The organism is Duganella levis, assembly GCF_009857605.1.
Lineage (GTDB): Bacteria > Pseudomonadota > Gammaproteobacteria > Burkholderiales > Burkholderiaceae_D > Rugamonas > Rugamonas levis.
In genome coordinates, this window is record NZ_WWCT01000012.1 from 1 (window position 1) to 19,409 (window position 19,409).

Below are 19,409 nucleotides of genomic sequence, written 5' to 3' on the forward strand. Positions count from 1 at the left end.
GCCGTCGGCTTCGCCCGAGTCGCATGCCGGCGCTTCAGCTGGCGCTCGCACGGCCCCACCGGTGCAGCCGCCCGCAGCGTCCGCCGCGACGTCTGACGACGATTCGATGGCTTGGTTCGACGATGCGCCGGTACCGCCCGTCGCGCCGCGCTCAGCGCCGCCAGCAAAGCCTGCAGCCCGCGCCGCTGCGCCGGTGGAAGCCGAACCGGCGGGAGAAGACACCGCCTGGTTTGATGATGCGCCGATGCCGCCACCATCCGCCACACCATCGCGCTCAGCGGCCAACGCAGCTGCGGATGCATCGCTGTCGACCGCTGCGCCGTCAGATATGGAAGCCGCCTCGCGCGCTATGCCCGAGTTGGCTTCAAAGCCAGTCAGCGACGAAGCGATTGCCGGCATGGACTGGCCAACGCTGCAAGCCGCCGTGTCGTCCTGCACCCGCTGCACTTTGTGCGAGACGCGCATTGCCGCAGTCAATGGCCGAGGCGCCGAGCGCGCGACCTGGATCGCCGTCGCCGGTGCGCCGTCGCAGGCTGACGAGCAGGACGTGCAAGCCATCACCGGCGAGGCAGGCCAGCTGCTGCACAACATGCTGAAAGCCATCGAGCTGAAACCGGAAGCCGACGTCTACATCACCAACGTGGTCAAATGCCGCCCGCCGGAACGCAATCCGAGCGGCGACGAAGTCATTGCCTGCCGTCCATTCCTGGAGCGGGAACTGGCGCTGACCGGCGCTGCCATGGCCATGACCTTCGGCCAGTTCGCCGCCAAAGGCCTGATGATGGGCCCGGCCGCGCGCGGCAAGGTGATGCACTACGGCGCGAACCAGCTGCCAGTAGTCGCCACCTACCATCCCGACGACCTGCTGCGCAAACCGGAAGACAAAGCCAAAGCCTGGGCCGACTTGTGCCTGGCGAAAGCCAGTCATGGCTGACCAGCCGCCCGGCGCGCCAGCCTCGCTGCCGCCGGGCGATATCGCCGCCGTGCCTGGCCCGGTAATGACTGCCGTGGCCGAACCGGCGGCAGCGGACGCGCCCGTCGTGCCGGCCGTGAGCTACCAATCGCTATTCGAAGCCCGCTGGCCGCATCTGACGAATCCACACGTACGCGCGCTGGCGTGGCTGCTGGAAGCGCCTGACTTGCTCGATCCTGCATCGCCCCACTGGCAAGGCCGCATCGCCACGCTGGGTGCGATCTCTCCAGCCACGCAAGAATGGCTGAACGCGCTGGAGTGCGACCCGTCGCCGCTGGAAGCCGCTTTAGGCAGCAAGCACTACTCCCGCCTCGGCCTGTACGCCGAAAAGCTGATGGCCTTCTACTTTGCCGAGCAAGGCCAACTGTACGCCCACGGTCTGCAAGTCCGCGCCGACCGCACCGACACCATCGGCGAATTCGACTTCCTGCTGCACGAAGGCGAGCAACTGGTCCACATTGAATTCGCCACCAAGTTCTACCTGCTGGACGGCGCCGGCAACCTCAACGGCCTGATCGGCCCCAACCTGGCCGATACGCTGGGCCTCAAAATGCGCAAGATCTTCGACAAGCAACTGTCGTTGTCGCAGCACCCGGTCGCGCAAGCCTTGCTGCCGCAACCGGTCGCCCGCACGCAGGCGCTGGTCAAAGGCTGGCTGTTCTATCCGGACGGCGTGCAGCCGATGCCCGGCATCTCGCAACAGCATTGCCACGGCTTCTGGATGACGCAAACGCAGGCAGCGCAAACTCTGCCGCCGCAACACTACGCCGTCCTGCCGCGCCTGCAGTGGTTGGCGCCGTTGAAGACGGCAGCCGCAAATGGCATGGGCCGTGAAGCGCTGCTGGCAGCCATCACCGGACAGCAAGTGCCGGTGATGATCGTCGCCTTGCAGGAAAAAGGGGAGTGGCTAATCGAGGAGCGCCGGGGCTTTATCGTCCCCGACGGTTGGCGCGCACAGGCTGCGCAGCGCCGCCATGACGGCGTGCTGCCAGCCTAAGGCTTAGTGCTTGGCTTCACCAATCAGCGCGACCGAGTCAAACTCACGCTGATTGCGCTGATGCTTGCGCAGGATGTACAGCATGGTGCCAGCCAGGAACAGGCCGAACAGCAGAATGATGATGTCGAGGTTCAAGTGGGCGCGCAGCATCAGCGAGTACACCGCCAGCATCGTCAGGATCGACAGATTCTCGTTAAAGTTCTGCACCGCGATCGAATGGCCGGCGCTCATCAGCACGTGGCCACGATGCTGCAACAGCGCATTCATCGGCACCAGGAAGAAGCCGCCCAGCAGCCCCACCAGCACCAGCAGCGGGTAGGCGACCTTGACCGAGTGCACCATGGTCATGCTCATCACGATCACGCCCATGGCGATGCCGACCGGGATCACCGTCAGCGACTTGCGCAGCGACACAAAGCGCGCCGAAATCACCGCACCCAGCGCCACGCCGATCGCCACCACGCCAACCAGACTGGTCGACTGTTCATAGCTCAGGTGCAGCGTGCGGCTGGCCCATTCCAGCACGATGAATTGCAGCGTCTGCGCCGCGCCCCAGAACAGCGTGGTCACGCCCAGCGAAATCTGGCCGAGCTTGTCTTTCCACAGCATGCTGAAGCAGTTGGCAAAATCGGTGATCAGCTTGATAGGATTGCGTTCCTGGTGGCCGTACTTGCAGCCGGTGTCCGGAATTCGCGTATTGAACAGTGCCGCCAGCATATAGATACCGACCACCACGCACAGCGCGGCCTGGGTCGGCGTCTCGATACCGGTGTCGATCAGCGGCAGGTCAAAGCCCAGCAGCATCGACGACACGCGGTCGCCCACCAGCGCGCCGCCCATGACGGTGCCGAAGATGATCGAAATCACGGTCAAGCCTTCTACCCAGCCATTGGCCGCCACCAGTTTTTCCGCCGGCAGCAGTTCGGTCAGGATGCCGTACTTGGCAGGCGAATACACGGCCGCGCCAAAGCCGACGATGGCATACGCCAGCAAGGGATGAACGTGAGCGAAAATGAGCAGGCAACCGCCAACCTTGATCAGGTTGGAGATGAACATAACCTTGCCTTTGGGCATCGAATCGGCGAAAGCGCCGACAAATGCAGCCAACAGCACATAAAAGAGGGTAAATGACAGCTTCAGGAGCGGCGTAATCCACCCTGGAGATTTCATGTTTACCAGCAGGTCGATCGCAACAAAGAGCAGCGCATTATCCGCCAATGACGAAAAGAACTGCGCTGCCATGATGGTATAGAAACCACGATTCATTCTGGGATAGCCTGGAAAACTTATCTGGCTTGCTTTATACCATGCTTTGATCGTAACCCCCAAGAATTGAGCGGTGCGCACTGGGCCGCAGGCGTTAAAATAGCGCCTTCGTTTACTCTGTAGAAATGCGTCGTATGCCGAGGCCGATCTTAGCAACTATTCACGTTGATTCAATGAAGCAGAACTTGGCGCTGGCCAAGGCCAAAACGCCCGGCGCCAAGGCCTGGGGCGTGCTCAAGGCCAATGGCTATGGCCACGGCCTGGAGCGCGCGATGCGCGGTTTTGCCGCCGCCGACGGCCTGGCGCTGATCGAATTCGACAACGCTGTCAAGCTGCGCGAGCTGGGCTGGACCAAGCCGATTTTGTTATTGGAAGGTTTCTTCGGTCCGGAAGACTTGGTCACCATGGCCGACCATGATTTACAGGCGGCGGTCCATTGCGACGAGCAGCTGGCGTGGCTGGAAGCGGCCGCGCCGCAACTGAGCGCGCGCGGCATCCGCTTCGACCTGCACCTCAAAATGAATACCGGCATGAACCGTCTCGGCTTTACGCCGGAGGCGTTCGCGGCCGCCCATGCGCGGCTGAGCGCGATTGCCTGTGTCGCCAGCATCACGCTGATGACGCACTTTGCCAATGCCGACGATATCGACCATCCGCTGCTGCCGATCGGCGAGCAACTGCGCCGATTCGAGCGGGGCGCGGCCGGCTTGCCCGGTCCGCGCAGCCTGTCCAATTCGGCCGGCGTGCTGCTGCATGCTGAATTGAAGAGCGACTGGGTGCGTCCCGGCATCATGCTGTACGGCGGCACACCGGGCGGCGGCACTGCCGATGACTTCGGCTTGCAGCCAACCATGACGCTGAGCAGCGAAATCATCGGCGTGCAGGACATCGCCGCCGGCGAGGTGGTCGGTTATGGCAGCCGCTTCAAGGCTGATGTGCCGATGCGCGTCGGCGTGGTGGCGTGCGGCTATGCCGACGGCTATCCGCGCGTGGCGCCAGCCGGCACGCCGGTGCTGGTCGATGGCGTGCGCACGCGCCTTGTTGGCCGGGTGTCGATGGATATGCTGACTGTTGATCTGACCGAACTGCCGCAGGCCCGCCTCGGCAGCAAGGTGACGTTGTGGGGCCAGGGTTTGCCGATTGACGAGGTGGCCGAGGCCGCCGACACCATCGGCTACGAGTTGATGTGTGCACTGGCGCTGCGCGTGCCGGTCGTGGAAGGTTGAGCCGATGGCCAAGGCAAAAACTAATTTCACCTGCAACGAGTGCGGCGCGATCGCCAACAAGTGGACCGGCCAGTGCTCGTCCTGCCAGCAGTGGAATACGATGGTCGAGACGACCATCGAGGCCGCTGGCAATAACCGCTATTCGCAACCGGCCCATCTGGCGCTGGCGCAGACCGCGCCGGTGCTGTCGCTGGCCGACATCGACGCCATCGATGTGCCGCGCTTCGGCACCGGCATCGAGGAGTTCGACCGCGTGCTGGGCGGTGGCCTGGTGGCGGGCGGCGTGGTGCTGATCGGCGGCGATCCCGGTATCGGCAAGTCGACCCTGCTGTTGCAGGCGCTGGCCAATGTGTCGCATATGAAGAAGGTGCTGTACGTGTCCGGCGAGGAATCCGGCGCGCAGATCGCGTTGCGCGCCAAGCGGCTGCAAGTCGATGCGCGCGACCTGAAGCTGCAAGCTGAGATTCAGCTGGAGAAAATCCTCGGCACACTGGCGGATTTGAAGCCGGAGGTGGCGGTGATCGACTCGATCCAGACGGTGTATTCCGATGCCTTGAGTTCGGCGCCGGGTTCGGTGGCGCAGGTGCGCGAATGCGCGGCGCAACTGACGCGCGTGGCCAAGCAGACCGGCGTGACGATTATCCTGGTCGGCCACGTGACCAAGGAAGGCGCGCTGGCTGGTCCGCGCGTGCTGGAGCACATTGTCGATACTGTGCTGTACTTCGAGGGCGACAGCCATTCCAGCTTCCGTCTGGTACGGGCGATCAAGAACCGTTTCGGCGCGGTCAACGAGCTGGGCGTGTTTGCCATGACGGAGAAGGGGCTGAAGGGCGTATCCAACCCGTCGGCCTTGTTCTTGTCGCAGCATGATAATCAGGTGCCGGGCTCGTGCGTGATGGTGACGCAGGAGGGTACGCGGCCCCTGCTGGTGGAGATCCAGGCGCTGGTCGATGCTAGCCATCTGCCGAATGCGCGCCGGCTGTCGGTCGGGCTGGAGCAGAACCGGCTGGCGATGCTGCTCGCGGTGCTGCACCGTCATGCCGGCATTGCGGCGTTTGACCAGGACGTGTTCATCAATGCGGTGGGTGGCGTCAAGATCAGCGAACCGGCGGTCGATTTGGCGGTGCTGCTGGCGATTAACTCGTCGATGCGCAACAAGGCGCTGCCGCGCGGTTTCGTGGTGTTTGGCGAGGTTGGCCTTGCGGGCGAGATCCGGCCGGCGCCGCGTGGCCAGGAGCGGCTGCGCGAGGCGGCCAAGCTGGGCTTCTCGATCGCCATGATTCCGAGCGCCAACGTGCCTAAACAGCCGATTGACGGCCTGACAATTATTGCTGTTGATCGAATCGATGATGCCTTCAATAAGCTGCGCGAAATCCAATAACGTTGTATTGTTACGTGTTGTAATCGTTAATAGTGCACATTACGTAACTAAAGGGATAAGAAAGTGGTAGTCGATCAAAGGACAGGCGCGCGCAAGATCGTGCGTTCGAAGGCAGTCGTGGTGATGGATGGCATGCCGCCCATGCAAGGGCGCACGTTAGACATCGCCAGTACTGGCTTGTCGCTCACGTTTGATCATAAACTGGCGGCGGGCGATATCGGTATGGTGTCGTTTGAGTTGTTCGTCGAGGGCAAGGCGCAGGTGCTGTCTTGCCGCTCGCGGGTGAATTACTGCATTTTCAGCGGTGACCACTTCAAAATCGGATTCCAGTTTATGAATCCGGACATGGCCACCATGGCCACCGTCAATAAATTCCTGCGGTGACAGGCGCGGGCCCGGTGTAACGGGCGCGTGGCCTGATCAGGCGGTTGGCTTGCACCTGCTCCAGCGCGTGCGCCAGCCAGCCGACGCAGCGACCCACAGCAAACAAGATAAACGGGGCGTCTTTCGGCAGGCCACAGGCAGTGGTCAGCAGGGAGAGGGCGTAGTCGATGTTCGGCAGTTCGCCGGCCTGTTGTTCTGCGGCCACCGCTAGTGCTTCATGTGGTTCCATCTTTGGTAGTAGTTTGATCAGGGCCTTGGCGCGCGGGTCGCCGTCGCGGTAGAGCGGGTGGCCGAAGGCGGGCAGGGCGCGGTTGCTGGCCAGCCAGTCGTGGACGGCTTGGGTGGCGCCGCTGGCGTTTGCCTGGGCGATCAGTTGGGCGAACTGCTGCGCTGCGCCGCCGTGCAAGGGGCCGGTGAGTGTGGTGAAGCCGGCCAGCACACCAGCCGCCAACGAGGCCCCGGTGGAGATGGCGACGCGGGTGGCGAATGTGGAGGCGTTCAGTTCGTTATCGGCCATCAGCACCAGCGCGCGGCGGATCAGGTCTTCATGTGCTTCGGCACGCCAGGCGCGGGCGAGACGGCGACTGATGGGTATGCCGTCGGACGTTGGGCCGGCGCCGATCATGGCGTCGACCAGTGTAGCGAGGACGCCGGCGGCTTCGGCGCGCAGCTCGGCGACAGGTCGGCCGAGCGAGGGCGCATCGACTGCGCTGCGGCGGGCGAGGATCAGCAGGCCGGCCGCCAGCGCGCTGTCTGTGGACGTCTGCCCGCTGGCGCTGCTTGCGGTGGCTTGGCTGGCACTGGCGGGCCAGATGGCGGCGGCTTCATCCGGCGGACATTCCCACAGCAGCGCGGCGATGTCTTCCAGGCTGGCAGTCTCGGCCAGCGTGGCGGCGTCGTGGCCACGGTAGAGCAGGCGGCCTTCCAGCGCGGTGGAGATGGCTGACGGCAGCACCGGGTCGCCATACTGCATCGCCTCGCTGGAGACGATTTCCACTTTGCGCCGTCCGTTGGCACGGCGCGCCATGCGCAACACATCGTCGCGGTGATACAGGCTGCGGCGCGGATCATCCCCATCCGCCTTGGCGCGAATCTTCCCCCGGCTGACATTGGCGTACAGCGTTTGAGGACGAACGTTGAGCACATCCAAAGCCTCGGCGGCGGTCATCCAGACCATCATCACTTCCTATGTTGACACTTCAAGTCAAGATTGACGCTTGTGGACCGGCAGTCCTAAGCTGCGGGCAAGCATAACTTACCTGGAGCTGTCATGCCTGATTCCCTGCTGAACGCTGTGTGGACGGCGCTGGACTTGCCCGCTGCGGCGCTGGACGCCGTGCAACTGGTGGGCGATGGTGCGTTGCCGTCATATTTTGACGTGACCGGTCTGGCGGCGGCCTCGGTCGGTGCGGCGGCGCTGGCGGTGCGCGAGCTGATGCTGGCGCAGGGTTCTGCACCGGGCCGCGTGGTGGCGGACCGGCGGCTGGCGTCGATGTGGTTCAGCTGGTCGATTGATACGGTGGGCTGGGAGCGGCCGCCGTTGTGGGATGAGGTGGCCGGCGATTACGCGACTGCCGATGGCTGGATACGTTTGCATACGAACGCGCCGCATCACCGCGCGGCGGCGCTGACGGTGCTTGGTTGCGCTGCGGAGCGCGCAGCAGTGGCGCGGGCGGTGGCCGGCTGGTCCGGGCTGGCGCTGGAAGAAGCGGTGGTGGCGCAAGGCGGCTGTGCAGCGGTGATGCGTTCGCTGGACGCGTGGCGGGCACACCCGCAAGGCCAAAGCGTCGCCAGGGAGCCGTTGATTGCCTTCGCTGACGCAGGCGCTGGCGGACGGCGCGAGTGGGCCTGGACGGCGGGACGGCCACTGGCAGGGCTGAAGGTGCTGGATCTGACGCGCGTGCTGGCCGGTCCGGTGGCGACGCGCTTTCTGGCTGGCTATGGCGCCGACGTGCTGCGCATCGATCCGCCCAGCTGGAACGAGCCGGGCGTGATTCCGGAGGTGTCGCTCGGCAAACGCTGCGCGCGTCTCGATTTGACGCAGGTGGCCGATCGCGCTGTGTTTGAAAGTCTGTTGACGGAGGCTGACGTGCTGGTCCATGGCTATCGCCCCGATGCACTGGAGCGGCTGGGTTTTGGCGAGCAAGTGCGGCAGCAGCTCAATCCGTGCCTGATTGATATCTCATTGGATGCGTACGGCTGGACCGGCCCGCTGGCCGGTCGACGCGGTTTCGATAGCCTGGTGCAGATGAGCTGCGGCATCGCCCAGCACGGCATGCAGATACAGGGCGCCGACAAGCCGGTGCCGCTGCCGGTGCAGGCGCTCGATCACGCCACCGGCTATCTGATGGCCGCTGCTGTGGTGCGCGCGCTGATCGTCCGCCTCAACGAAGGCCGCGCGCTGCATGCCCGACTGTCACTGGCCCGCACCGCCATGTTGCTGACCGACGCGCTGGCGCCTGCCGCCGCTCCGCTGGTCAATACCCTCGCGCCAACCGGCGACCGCGACTTCGCGCCACAGCTGGAGCAAACCGAGTGGGGCCCGGCGCGCCGCTACCGGCCGCCGGTCGAAATTGCCGGCGCCGCCATGGTCTGGGACCGCCCGGCAAGCAGCCTTGGCTCATCCGCAGCGCGCTGGGGCCAGGAATAAGGGTAGAATCTATCTCTATTCACCGCTTTGGTGCATGTATCCATGTTGCATACTATGTAAGTACCAACATGGCGGACCCATCATGACAACTATCAGCAATACGACTAGCTCTACCAGCTCAGGCGTTTCGACCGACGTGTACAACCGCGTCGCGCAAACCATGGCCCCGGCATCCGCCGCTGCCAATAAGGTCAACGCGTCCATCACCAAGGACCAGACCAAGCTGTCGGCGCTGGGACAGTTACAGAGCGCCTTATCCAATTTCCAGCAACTGGTCGCCGGCCTGACTGGTGACGGCCTCAGCACCAGCGCCGCCAGCTCGGCCAAGTCGGTGCTGACCGCCACCTCGACCGGCAGCGCCAAGGCCGGCACCTACGCGGTAGACGTCAAGCAGCTGGCCCAGGGCCAGTTCCTGACCAGCGATGATTTCGCCACCGACGCCAACGGCAAGATCGGCACCGGCGCCACCACAACGGTCAAGATCGATTTCGGCACCGCCGGCGGCGACAAGGGCTTTGTCGCCAACGCGGCGCTGACCAGCAAGAGCGTCACCATCGACGCCAGCAACAACACGCCGGACGGCATCGCCGCCGCGTTCAAGGCGGCCGGCGTCGACGTCAGCGTGGTCAAGGGCAAGAACGGCGAATATTCGCTGTCGATCGCGGGCGACTCGGGCGCCGCCAACAGCATGCGCATCAGCGTCAGCGGTGACGCCACGCTGAAGAACCTGTTGGCCTACGATCCGACCGGCACGCAAAAACTCACCCAGACCAGCGCAGCGCAGGACGCCATCCTCACCGTCGACGGCGGCAAGGAAATCAAGAGCGCCACCAACACCATCAAGGACACCGCCATCGCCGGCGCCACGTTGAACCTGGTTACGGCCGGCAAGAGCGATGTCACCGTCGCCGCCGGCGCCAGCCAGATCAGCGACAACCTGAAATCCTTCGTCACCGCGTATAACGACCTCAACGCCAAAATGCAGAAGCTGCAAAAGGGCGACCTCAAGTCCGACACCGCGCTGAACCAGGCCGCCAACCAGCTGAGTCAGATACTGAAGACCGGTGGCGGCAGCGTCTCGGTTACCAAGCTGGCCGCCGCCGGCCTCAGCCAGGACAAGGACGGCAACCTGGTGCTGGACGACAAAAAGCTGCAAGCCGCGCTGACCACCGATTCGTCGGCCGTGGCCAAACTGTTCACCACCAGCGACGGCCGCGGCATCGCCGACCTGCTGTCGGCCAAGGCTGGCTCGCTGAGCTCCACCAGCAGCGTGCTGAACAAGGAAACCTCGCTGGTCACCAACGAGATCAAGAGCCTGACCGCCAAGAAAGCCAGCATGACCAAGGCCTTGACCGCCCAGGCCAACGCGCTGGCGGCCCTGTACACCGCCCAGGCCCAAACCGGCTCCGGCAGTGCACTGAACGGCACCAGTACCGGCACCGGCACCTTGTTCGATATGCTGGGCTGATGCTTCATATCAGAAGGTGTAGACTGGATCCAAGAGAACTCCGCTGAGGTGTGTCATGGACGAAGCTGCACCGCATACAACATATGAATTGGACGCTGCGCTGAACGCTGAAATCGTTGCGCTGGCATTGAGACGTAATGAGGTCCCGCAGCAATTGGTTCGAGAGGCGGTCGCAAAATATTTGCTGGATGCCGAATACGAAATGCGACGCAAAACCGCCTTCGCTGCGTTAAGGCATCCCCATCGCGATAACGGCATGTTTGGCGCGTGGCGTGGTGCGGACATTGATGGCGTCGCCTATCAAATGGACCTCCGGTCTAAATGAACCATCTCGTATTCGACACCAACATCCTAATTGACTACCTTTGCGGCAACTTCGATGCTCTCGCTGTGATCGACTCTTGCGCGCATCCAGTTATCAGCAAAATCACTTACATGGAAGTGATGGTCGGATGTAAATACTCAATCACGGGTGCGGAGCCTGGGGATTATGAGAGTGCGTTGGCAGCGGTTGAAGGCGTGACGCGGCAATGGATGCACTCTACATTCAAGATTATGCCGATTGATGATCAGACCGCGGACTTTTCCATCGAAGTGCGCAAGCAAACGCACAAAAAATTGCCGGATACAGTCATCCACGCGAGTGCCATTCTGAATGGGTGGGATATCGTTACGCGCAATCCTCTCGACTTCCCGTCGTTGATAAAAGTTCCAACTGGATATGAAAATATCAGGGTAATCGTTCCGTATCCGGGCTGATTGCGCAGACATTGCTTGCATCCAGACCGGCTATGCCCGATCATCACGGCTTGTGCGTGTATCCATTTTCGGAGGTGTTATGGCAGGGAAGTTCGTTGGCGCGGCGCTGGTGGCTGCTGGTTTGATGGTAGGCGCGGTCCAGGCGCAAGAGGAAAAAGTCCTCAATATCTACAACTGGTCGGACTACATCGCCGAAGATACGGTTAAGAATTTTGAAAAAGAAACCGGTATCAAGGTCCGTTACGACCTGTTCGATAACAACGAAATCCTGAACTCCAAGCTGGTGGCCGGCAAGTCCGGCTACGACATCGTGGTGCCGACCGCCCAATGGGCGCGGTTGCAGATCGATGCCAAGCAGCTGCGCAAGCTGGACAAGTCCAAGCTGCCGAATCTGAAGAATCTCGACCCGGCCATCCAGGCCAAGCTGGCCAATATCGATCCAGGCAACGACTATCTGGTCGACTGGCTGTGGGGTTACACCACGGTCGGCATCAATGTGAACAAGGTCAAGGCCGCGCTGGGCGGCATGCCGATGCCGGACAATGCCTGGGAGCTGGTGTTCAATCCGAAATATGCGTCCAAGCTGAAATCGTGTGGCGTGTCCTTCCTCGACTCGCCGTCGGAAGTGCTGCCGCCGGCGCTGATCTACGCCGGCAAGCCGGCCTTCTCGAAAAACGCCGCCGACTACGTGGAAGCGGGCAAGGTGCTGCAAGCGATTCGTCCTTACGTCACGCTGTTCAGCTCGTCGGGCTACATCAATGACCTGGCCAACGGCGGCGTGTGCGTGGCGCTGGGCTGGTCGGGCGACATCAACATCGCCCGTCAGCGCGCCATCGATGCCAAGAACGGCAATGTGATCGAGGTGCTGGTGCCGAAGACCTCGGCCGCGCTGGTGTTCGACACGATGGCGATTCCGGCCGATGCGCCGCACCCGAACAATGCGCATTTGTGGATCAACTACATCATGCGTCCGGAAGTACACGCCAGCCTGACCAACAAGGTGTTCTACGCCAATCCGAATGCGGCCAGCGTCAAGTTCGTGCGCAAGGATATCGCCGGCAACAAGACGGTGTTCCTGTCGGAAGAGGACAAGAAGAAGATGGCGGCGCCGGAACCGGTGCCGGCGGATATTCGCCGCAACATCACGCGCATCTACACCAAGTTCAAAACCGGCGTGTAATCAGCGAAGGTAAACGATGAACGGCGCGAGGGGCAGTGTCCGCGAGGGCACGCCACTGGCGCCGTAAGCTTCTGTGAAGCGGATGGCTATTCGTGATAGCGGTCTAGCAAGCGATTTTTACTGCCACGCATTTCCTGTACCAGTTCATATACCACGAGGGCGATCATGCCCCCGAACATCCCCATGGTGAGCAAGGTGAACATCATGATGGCCTCCCCCGAGTAGTTGATACAATTAAACTCTAGCAGATGGCGGAGGCTTTACAAGCCTATTTCACGACGAGGTCGGCTGCCATGACGGCTTTAAGATACACACTCAGCGGATCGCCCGGTTCGCGTTGCGCAAACCACCAGGCGCTGGCCTTGCGGATGTCCCATTCGAGGTCATCGCCGGTCATCAGCATCGACGCCACCTGACCCAAAGTCGGCTGGTGGCCGACCACCAGTACCGACTCCTTGTTGCCCGGCCAGTTGACCGCCTTGAGGATGTCGTCCGGATCGGCGCCCGGCGCCAGGTCGGTATGGATTTTAAATTTGCGGCCCAGCGCCTCGACCGTCTGCAAGGTGCGCACGGCCGGGCTGGACAGGATGCGGCAGCTGTCCGGCAGTTGCGAGTTCAGCCATTGGCCCATGCGACGCGCCTGTTTCTGGCCCTTGACCGTCAGCGCCCGTTCCAGATCGGTCATGCCGGGCGCCGCATCCTCGGCCTCGGCGTGCCGCCACAAAATGAGATCCATGCTTTTCTCCTGAGTTATAGCTGGAAACACATTAGAAAACAGATCCCGCAGACTGCGCACACGCACCTCCCGGCGCGCGGCGGCTTACTCTCCCAGATGGGCGTTGGGCGTGCCCAGCGTTTCCATCAGATGCTGCTGGGCGCTGAAGTGGACTTGCTTGCTGCGCGCCTTGCGGCGCTGGTAGTGGCCGTCCGCTTCCAGCTCCCATGCATTCATATTGTCCTTCAGGTACGGCGTCAAACCCTCGGCCATTACCCGTCGCTTGAGCGCCTTGTCCAGGATCGGGAAGGCGACTTCGATGCGGCGGAACAGGTTGCGGCTCATCCAGTCGGCGCTGGCCAGATAGGTGTCATGCGCCAGGTCGTTGCGGAAGTAGTAAATCCGGCTGTGCTCCAGGAAGCGGCCGATCACCGAACGCACCTTGATGTTTTCCGACAGTCCCGGCACGCCCGGCTTGAGGGTGCAGGCGCCGCGCACGATCAGGTCGATCTTGACGCCATCCTTGGACGCCGCGTACAGCGCGCGGATCACCGATTCGTCCACCAATGCATTGATTTTAACAATAATCCGGCCCGGCCGTCCTGCGCGCGCGATGCGTGCCTCGTTGCGGATCGCCTTGATGATTTCGTTCTGCAGCGCGAACGGCGCCAGCCACAAGTGCGTGAGCCGATGCGGCTTGGTCAGCGAGGTCAGATGGATGAACACTTCGTTCACTTCCTGGCTCATGCCAGGATGGCAGGTCAAGAGGCCAAAGTCGGTGTAGAACTTGGTGGTGGTCGGATGGTAGTTGCCTGTGCCGAGGTGGGCGTAATAGCGCAGCTTGCCTTCTTCGCGGCGGATCACCAGCGCCACCTTGGCGTGGGTCTTCAGGCCGACCACGCCGTACACTACTTGCGCGCCGGCCTGTTCCAGCTTGTCGGCCCAATTGATGTTGGCTTCTTCGTCGAAGCGCGCTTTCAGCTCGACGATGACGGTGACTTCCTTGCCGGCGCGGGCGGCGATGATCAGCGACTCCATCAGGTCGGAGTTCATGCCGGTGCGGTAAATCGTCTGCTTGATCGCCACCACCGCCGGATCGAAGGCGGCGCTGCGGATGAAGTCGATGACGGTCTGGAACGACTGGTAAGGGTGGTGCAGCAAGATATCGTTTTCACGCAGCGCGGCGAAGATATCCTGGTTGCCCGGCTTGTAAGCCTGGCCGGGGAAGAACGGCGGGAAGCGCAGTTCCGGATTGTGGACGTGGTCCATGATCTCGTTGAGCCGCACCAGGTTGACTGGGCCGTTGACCGCGTACAGCCGGCTTTGATGCAGGCCGAACTGGTCGAGCAGGAATTGTGACAGCTCGGGCGGGCAATTCATCGCCACTTCCAGCCGCACCGAGGCGCCGAACTGGCGGCCGACCAGCTCGCCCTTGAGCGCCTGGCGCAGGTTTTTGACTTCGTCCTCGTCGACCCACAGGTCGCTGTCGCGGGTCACGCGGAACTGCGAATAGCCGATCACTTCGCGGCCGGCGAACAGGTCCGAAATGTGGGCGTGGATCACCGACGACAGCAGGCAGAACGACATGCCGCCGCTCTTCGACAAATGATCCGGCAGGCGGATCACGCGCGGCAGCACGCGCGGCGCCTTGACGATGGCGATCGCGGTGCCGCGGCCGAAGGCGTCTTTGCCGCCCAGCTGGACGATGAAATTCAGACTCTTGTTAACCACTTGCGGGAACGGGTGGGCCGGATCGAGGCCGATCGGCGTCAGCAGCGGCCGCACTTCGGTGTCGAAGTATTCCTTGACCCAGGAGCGCTGCGCGTCGTTGCGCTCGTTGTGGCGCACCAGGTGAATGCCGTGTGCCGCCATCTCGGGCAGGATCTGGGTATTCAGCAGTTCATATTGATCGGTCACCAGCGCGTGGCATTCATTGCTGATGCGCGACAGCGTGGCGACCAGGGCAGGGTGGCTGGACAGCGCACCGTCGCCGGCGCCGGCCGCCAGCAGGCTGGCCACGCGCACTTCAAAGAATTCGTCGAGGTTGCTGCTGGCGATGCACAGATAACGCAGCCGCTCTAATAAAGGAATGCTTTTGTCTTCCGCCTGCGCCAATACGCGGCGGTTGAACATCAGTTGCGACAGTTCCCGGTCCAGGAAAGCCGAGTTCTTGTTTACTTCAGCATGCAAGTCAGGCTTCATGTGTTTTTGTTCACTTTGCAGGTAGTTCCATTCTAGCGTGTTTAAGCCAAGAATGATTGCAACAGTGTAAAGAAGAAATATGACAGCCCCATGACAAACTCTGTCATAAATGACCGCCGATTATGACAAGGCGGCGTAACATATAGCGGCAACACAGTCAGTTTACAGAGGGAACAGCGGTCTGCTTAACTATTTTTGAAATATTTTGGCCATGTCATAAACATGTCATAAATGGCCGTTAGACTTCGCAGCATCCTAACCTGTCATAAAAAAGGACTTGAAATGCGACTGAAACAATTGATCTCCTCCCTGATGGTCGGCGCAGCAGCTGTAATGGCTTTCTCGTCGGCTGCTCACGCCGCCGATATGACCGGCGCCGGCGCTACCTTCCCATACCCAATCTACGCTAAATGGGCAGAGTCGTACAAAGCCGCTACCGGTAACGGCCTGAACTACCAATCCGTCGGTTCGGGCGCTGGTATCAAGCAGATCAAAGCCAAGACCGTCGATTTCGGCGCGTCGGACATGCCATTGAGCGTTGCCGACCTGGACGCTGATGGCCTGATGCAATTCCCTGCCATCATGGGCGGCGTTGTGACCGTGGTTAACCTGGACGGCGTCACCCCTGGCCAACTGAAACTGACCGGTCCGGTTGTGGCGGACATCTACCTGGGCAAGATCACCAAGTGGAATGACCCGGCAATCGTCGCGCTGAACCCAGGCGTGAAACTGGCTGGCGAAGACATCACCGTGGTGCACCGCGCCGACGGCTCGGGCACCTCGTTCCTGTTCACCGACTTCCTGTCGAAAACCAGCCCGGAATTCAAAACCAAGATCGGCGCTTCGACCGCTGTGAAGTGGATCGTCGGCGTGGGCGGCAAGGGTAACGAAGGCGTCGCCGCCAACGTGCAGCGTATCAAGGGTTCGATCGGCTACGTCGAGTGGGCTTACGCTAAAAAGAACAAAATGTCGCACACCCAGCTGAAAAACAAGGATGGCAACTTCCTGCAACCTGACGACGAGTTCTTCAAAGCTGCTGCCGCCAACGCCGAGTGGACCAAGACCCCAGGCTTCGGCGTGGTGCTGACCGACCAGGCTGGCAAAAACTCGTGGCCTATCACCGGCGTGTCGTTCATCCTGATGCACAAATCGCAGGCTGACGCTGCCAAAGGCAAAGAAGTCGTCAAGTTCTTCGACTGGGCCTTCAAAAACGGTGGCACCGCTGCTACCGAACTGGACTACGTGCCGATGCCACCAGCAGTTGTCAAACTGGTGCAGGACGCATGGAAAGCCAACCTGAAAGACGCTTCGGGTAAAGCAATCTACTAATCCGGACCGTCCCTTCGCCGCCCAGTCAGGCGGCGAGGGGGTTAGCCTGCTGCGCCCAATTGGACGCCGCAGGCTAGCTTACATCCACCGAGAAAAAAATATGAGCGCAGATATCACTTCCACGCCACTATCCAAGCAAGGGCCAGCCATGCAAACCAGCACCGGACCTATGTCCGCTGCGGAACAAGCTGCCATGCAGTCCATGCTCCGCACCATGCGCAAACAGCGCATCCAGGATTTCTTCTTCCACAAAACCACCATGATCTTCGCGCTGTCGGTTCTGGCGGTGCTGTTGGGGATTATCTTTTCCTTGATGGTCGGCGCCTGGCCAGCCTTCAAGGAGTTCGGTCCGGCCTTTATTACCACCGTCGAATGGGACCCGGTCAATGACCAGTATGGCGCATTGATCGCCATCGTCGGCACCCTGGTTACCTCCGGCCTGGCGCTGCTGATCGCGTTCCCGGTGTCGTTCGGCATCGCGCTGTTCCTGACCGAAATCTGCCCGGCCTCGCTGCGCCGCCCGCTGGGCACGGCGGTTGAGCTGCTGGCCGGCATCCCGTCCATCATCTACGGCATGTGGGGCCTGTTCGTGTTTGCGCCGCTGTTCGGCGACTACGTGCAGCCATTCCTGAAAAACACTATCGGCCACCTGCCGCTGATCGGCCAGTTCTTCAGCGGCCCGACCATGGGCATCGGCATCCTGACCGCCGCGCTGATCCTGGCGGTGATGATCATCCCGTTCATCTCCTCGGTGATGCGCGACGTGTTCGAGATCGTGCCGGCCGTGCTGAAGGAATCGGCATACGGCCTGGGCTGCACCCGCTGGGAAGTGGTGCGCAAGATCGTGCTGCCTTACACCAAGACCGGCGTGGTCGGCGGCGTCATGCTGGGCCTCGGCCGCGCGCTGGGCGAGACCATGGCGGTGACTTTCGTCATCGGTAACGCCAACAAGCTGTCGTGGTCGCTGTTCGCTGCCGGTAACTCGATCGCCTCGACGCTGGCCAATGAATTCGCCGAATCGGACACCGTGCTGCACACCTCGTCGCTGTTTGCGCTGGCGCTGATCCTGTTCGTGATCACCTTTATCGTTCTGTCCGCCGCCAAGCTGATGCTGGCTGGCATGTCTCGCAAGGAAGGCGTCAAATAATGAGCGCAACTCTGGAAAAAGCCGCGATGAATCCGGTTTATCGCAAGCGTCTGCTGACGCACCGCATCGGCATCGCCATGTCGGTGTTCGCCATGTCGATCGGCCTGGCCGTGCTGGCGTGGATTCTGGTGACCCTGATCGTCAAGGGCTTCGGCGCACTGAGCATCGACCTGTTCACGCAAACCACGCCGGCCCCGGGCAGCGAAGGCGGCGGCCTGTTGAATGCGATCGTCGGCAGCCTGATGATCGTCGGCCTGTCGACCCTGATCTCGACCCCGATCGGCATCCTGGCCGGCATGTACCTGGCCGAATACGGCGAAGAAAACAAGGTCGCCAGCATCACCCGCTTTGTCACCGACATCATGCTGTCGGCGCCATCGATCGTGATCGGCATGTTCGTTTGGGCCATGTATGTGGCTACTGCCAAGCACTACTCCGGTTACGCTGGTTCGGTAGCACTGGCGCTGATCGCCGTGCCGGTGGTGGTGCGCACCACCGACAACATGCTGCGCCTGGTGCCGAACAACCTGCTGGAAGCCGCGTTTGCGCTGGGTGCGCCACGCTGGAAAGTCGCGATGACGGTGCGCCTGCGCGCCGTCAAGGCCGGCGTCATCACCGGCGTGCTGCTGGCGGTGGCCCGCGTGTCCGGCGAAACCGCGCCGCTGCTGTTCACCGCGCTGAACAACCAGTTCATGAGCGTCGACATGAACGCGCCGATCGCCAACCTGCCGGTGGTGATCTACGGCTACGCCATGAGCCCATATGACAACTGGCGCGAACTGGCCTGGGGTGGCGCACTGCTGGTAACTTTCAGCGTGCTGGCCCTGAACGTGATTTCGCGTACCCTGTTTGCCCAAAAAGCCCCGAACTAATTAAATAAAGCGAATCCATACAATGAATACGCAACTGAGCCAAGAGAACGTCGTCGCCATGAACCAAGGCAAACGCAAAACCATCGAGATTTCGGGTCTGAACTTCTTCTACGGTAAGACCCAGAGCCTGCACAACGTCAGCCTGGACATCCATGAGCGCCAGGTCACTGCCTTCATCGGCCCGTCGGGCTGCGGCAAGTCGACCCTGCTGCGCACGCTGAACCGCATGTACGACCTGTACCCAGGCCAGCGCGCCGAAGGGTCGATCATGTACCGCGGCCGTAACATCCTCGAAGGCGGCCAGGATTTGAACATGCTGCGCGCCAAGGTCGGCATGGTGTTCCAGAAGCCGACCCCGTTCCCGATGTCGATCTACGACAACATCGCCTTCGGCGTGCGTCTGTACGAAGACCTGTCGAAAGGCGAGATGGACGAGCGCGTCGAATGGGCGCTGAAAAAGGCCGCGCTGTGGACCGAAGTCAAAGACAAGCTGAGCAAGAGCGGCCTGTCGCTGTCCGGCGGTCAGCAGCAGCGTCTGTGCATCGCCCGTGGCGTCGCCGTCAAACCGGACGTGCTGCTGCTGGATGAGCCGACCTCGGCACTGGACCCGATCTCGACCTCGAAAGTGGAAGAACTGATCAGCGAGCTGAAACAGGACTACACCATCGCCATCGTGACCCACAACATGCAGCAGGCCGCGCGCTGCTCGGACTACACCGCCTATATGTACCTGGGCGAGCTGGTCGAGTTCGGCGAGACCGACCAGATCTTCATGAATCCGGCACGCAAGGAAACGCAAGACTACATCACCGGCCGCTTCGGCTGATCACCTTTATAATATCAAATCGGAATTGGAGAGC

The 19,409-nt window shown here is 61.7% G+C and carries 18 protein-coding genes; 14 read left to right on the plus strand and 4 right to left on the minus strand.

Going from position 1 to position 19,409, the window contains the following annotated elements; translation table 11 throughout:
• A partial coding sequence (locus GTP69_RS15440; protein WP_229260967.1) for a uracil-DNA glycosylase occupies window positions 1-934 on the plus strand: 934 nt, incomplete at its 5' end.
• 64 nt (window positions 935-998) lie between these two features.
• Complete coding sequence (locus GTP69_RS15445) at window positions 999-1,970, plus strand: DUF1853 family protein (RefSeq protein ID WP_161055840.1); 972 nt, start codon at window positions 999-1,001, stop codon at window positions 1,968-1,970.
• 3 nt (window positions 1,971-1,973) lie between these two features.
• Here GTP69_RS15445 and lplT read toward each other — a convergent pair whose 3' ends face one another.
• Complete coding sequence (gene lplT / locus GTP69_RS15450) at window positions 1,974-3,236, minus strand: lysophospholipid transporter LplT (protein WP_161055712.1); 1,263 nt, start codon at window positions 3,234-3,236, stop codon at window positions 1,974-1,976.
• A 134-nt stretch (window positions 3,237-3,370) separates the two neighbouring features.
• Between lplT and alr the strand changes: the two genes are divergently transcribed.
• The 3 genes from alr (at window position 3,371) to GTP69_RS15465 (ending at window position 6,227) form a co-directional block, all read left to right on the plus strand.
• Window positions 3,371-4,462, plus strand: a complete 1,092-nt coding sequence (alr, locus tag GTP69_RS15455; protein ID WP_161055713.1) for an alanine racemase — start codon at window positions 3,371-3,373, stop codon at window positions 4,460-4,462.
• Window positions 4,463-4,466: 4 nt separating this feature from the next.
• The gene (gene radA / locus GTP69_RS15460) at window positions 4,467-5,843 is read left to right on the plus strand and encodes a DNA repair protein RadA (RefSeq protein WP_161055714.1); all 1,377 of its coding nucleotides are present in this window, start codon (window positions 4,467-4,469) and stop codon (window positions 5,841-5,843) included.
• Between the two features lie 63 nt (window positions 5,844-5,906).
• Window positions 5,907-6,227: a PilZ domain-containing protein gene (locus GTP69_RS15465; protein ID WP_110848430.1), complete on the plus strand. Its 321-nt coding sequence runs from the start codon at window positions 5,907-5,909 to the stop codon at window positions 6,225-6,227.
• On the opposite strand, the gene GTP69_RS15470 is transcribed toward GTP69_RS15465, so the two are convergent.
• On the minus strand, window positions 6,208-7,407 hold the full coding sequence (locus GTP69_RS15470) for a citrate synthase family protein (protein WP_229260968.1): 1,200 nt from the start codon (window positions 7,405-7,407) through the stop codon (window positions 6,208-6,210). The genes GTP69_RS15465 and GTP69_RS15470 overlap by 20 nt on opposite strands.
• 90 nt (window positions 7,408-7,497) lie before the next feature.
• Between GTP69_RS15470 and GTP69_RS15475 the strand changes: the two genes are divergently transcribed.
• The 5 genes from GTP69_RS15475 (at window position 7,498) to GTP69_RS15495 (ending at window position 12,284) form a co-directional block, all read left to right on the plus strand.
• A complete protein-coding gene (locus GTP69_RS15475) occupies window positions 7,498-8,877 on the plus strand; it encodes a CoA transferase (protein WP_161055715.1) in 1,380 nt (459 codons plus the stop codon).
• Between the two features lie 82 nt (window positions 8,878-8,959).
• The gene (gene fliD, locus GTP69_RS15480; RefSeq protein ID WP_161055716.1) at window positions 8,960-10,345 is read left to right on the plus strand and encodes a flagellar filament capping protein FliD; all 1,386 of its coding nucleotides are present in this window, start codon (window positions 8,960-8,962) and stop codon (window positions 10,343-10,345) included.
• Between the two features lie 55 nt (window positions 10,346-10,400).
• Window positions 10,401-10,670, plus strand: coding sequence for a hypothetical protein (locus tag GTP69_RS15485; RefSeq protein ID WP_161045825.1), 270 nt, complete (start codon window positions 10,401-10,403; stop codon window positions 10,668-10,670).
• Window positions 10,667-11,104 carry a PIN domain-containing protein gene (locus GTP69_RS15490; protein WP_161055717.1) on the plus strand — a complete coding sequence of 146 codons (438 nt, stop codon included), beginning with the start codon at window positions 10,667-10,669 and terminating at the stop codon, window positions 11,102-11,104. Before GTP69_RS15485 ends, GTP69_RS15490 begins: the two co-directional genes overlap by 4 nt.
• Window positions 11,105-11,183: 79 nt before the next feature.
• Window positions 11,184-12,284, plus strand: a complete 1,101-nt coding sequence (locus tag GTP69_RS15495; RefSeq protein ID WP_161055718.1) for a polyamine ABC transporter substrate-binding protein — start codon at window positions 11,184-11,186, stop codon at window positions 12,282-12,284.
• 268 nt (window positions 12,285-12,552) lie between these two features.
• On the opposite strand, the gene sixA is transcribed toward GTP69_RS15495, so the two are convergent.
• Window positions 12,553-13,020 carry a phosphohistidine phosphatase SixA gene (gene sixA / locus GTP69_RS15500; RefSeq protein WP_161055719.1) on the minus strand — a complete coding sequence of 156 codons (468 nt, stop codon included), beginning with the start codon at window positions 13,018-13,020 and terminating at the stop codon, window positions 12,553-12,555.
• Window positions 13,021-13,104: 84 nt separating this feature from the next.
• Window positions 13,105-15,201, minus strand: a complete 2,097-nt coding sequence (ppk1, locus tag GTP69_RS15505) for a polyphosphate kinase 1 (RefSeq protein ID WP_161055720.1) — start codon at window positions 15,199-15,201, stop codon at window positions 13,105-13,107.
• 282 nt (window positions 15,202-15,483) lie between these two features.
• On the opposite strand from ppk1, the gene pstS reads away from it, so the two are divergent.
• The 4 genes from pstS (at window position 15,484) to pstB (ending at window position 19,375) form a co-directional block, all read left to right on the plus strand.
• Entirely contained in the window at window positions 15,484-16,530 is a 1,047-nt protein-coding gene (gene pstS, locus GTP69_RS15510) for a phosphate ABC transporter substrate-binding protein PstS (protein WP_161055721.1), read from the plus strand.
• Window positions 16,531-16,678: 148 nt separating this feature from the next.
• Window positions 16,679-17,677: a phosphate ABC transporter permease subunit PstC gene (gene pstC / locus GTP69_RS15515; protein WP_161055842.1), complete on the plus strand. Its 999-nt coding sequence runs from the start codon at window positions 16,679-16,681 to the stop codon at window positions 17,675-17,677.
• On the plus strand, window positions 17,677-18,549 hold the full coding sequence (pstA, locus tag GTP69_RS15520; protein ID WP_161055722.1) for a phosphate ABC transporter permease PstA: 873 nt from the start codon (window positions 17,677-17,679) through the stop codon (window positions 18,547-18,549). The genes pstC and pstA overlap by 1 nt, the downstream gene beginning before the upstream one ends.
• Before the next feature lie 22 nt (window positions 18,550-18,571).
• Window positions 18,572-19,375: a phosphate ABC transporter ATP-binding protein PstB gene (pstB, locus tag GTP69_RS15525; RefSeq protein WP_229260969.1), complete on the plus strand. Its 804-nt coding sequence runs from the start codon at window positions 18,572-18,574 to the stop codon at window positions 19,373-19,375.
• Window positions 19,376-19,409: the final 34 nt, after the last annotated feature.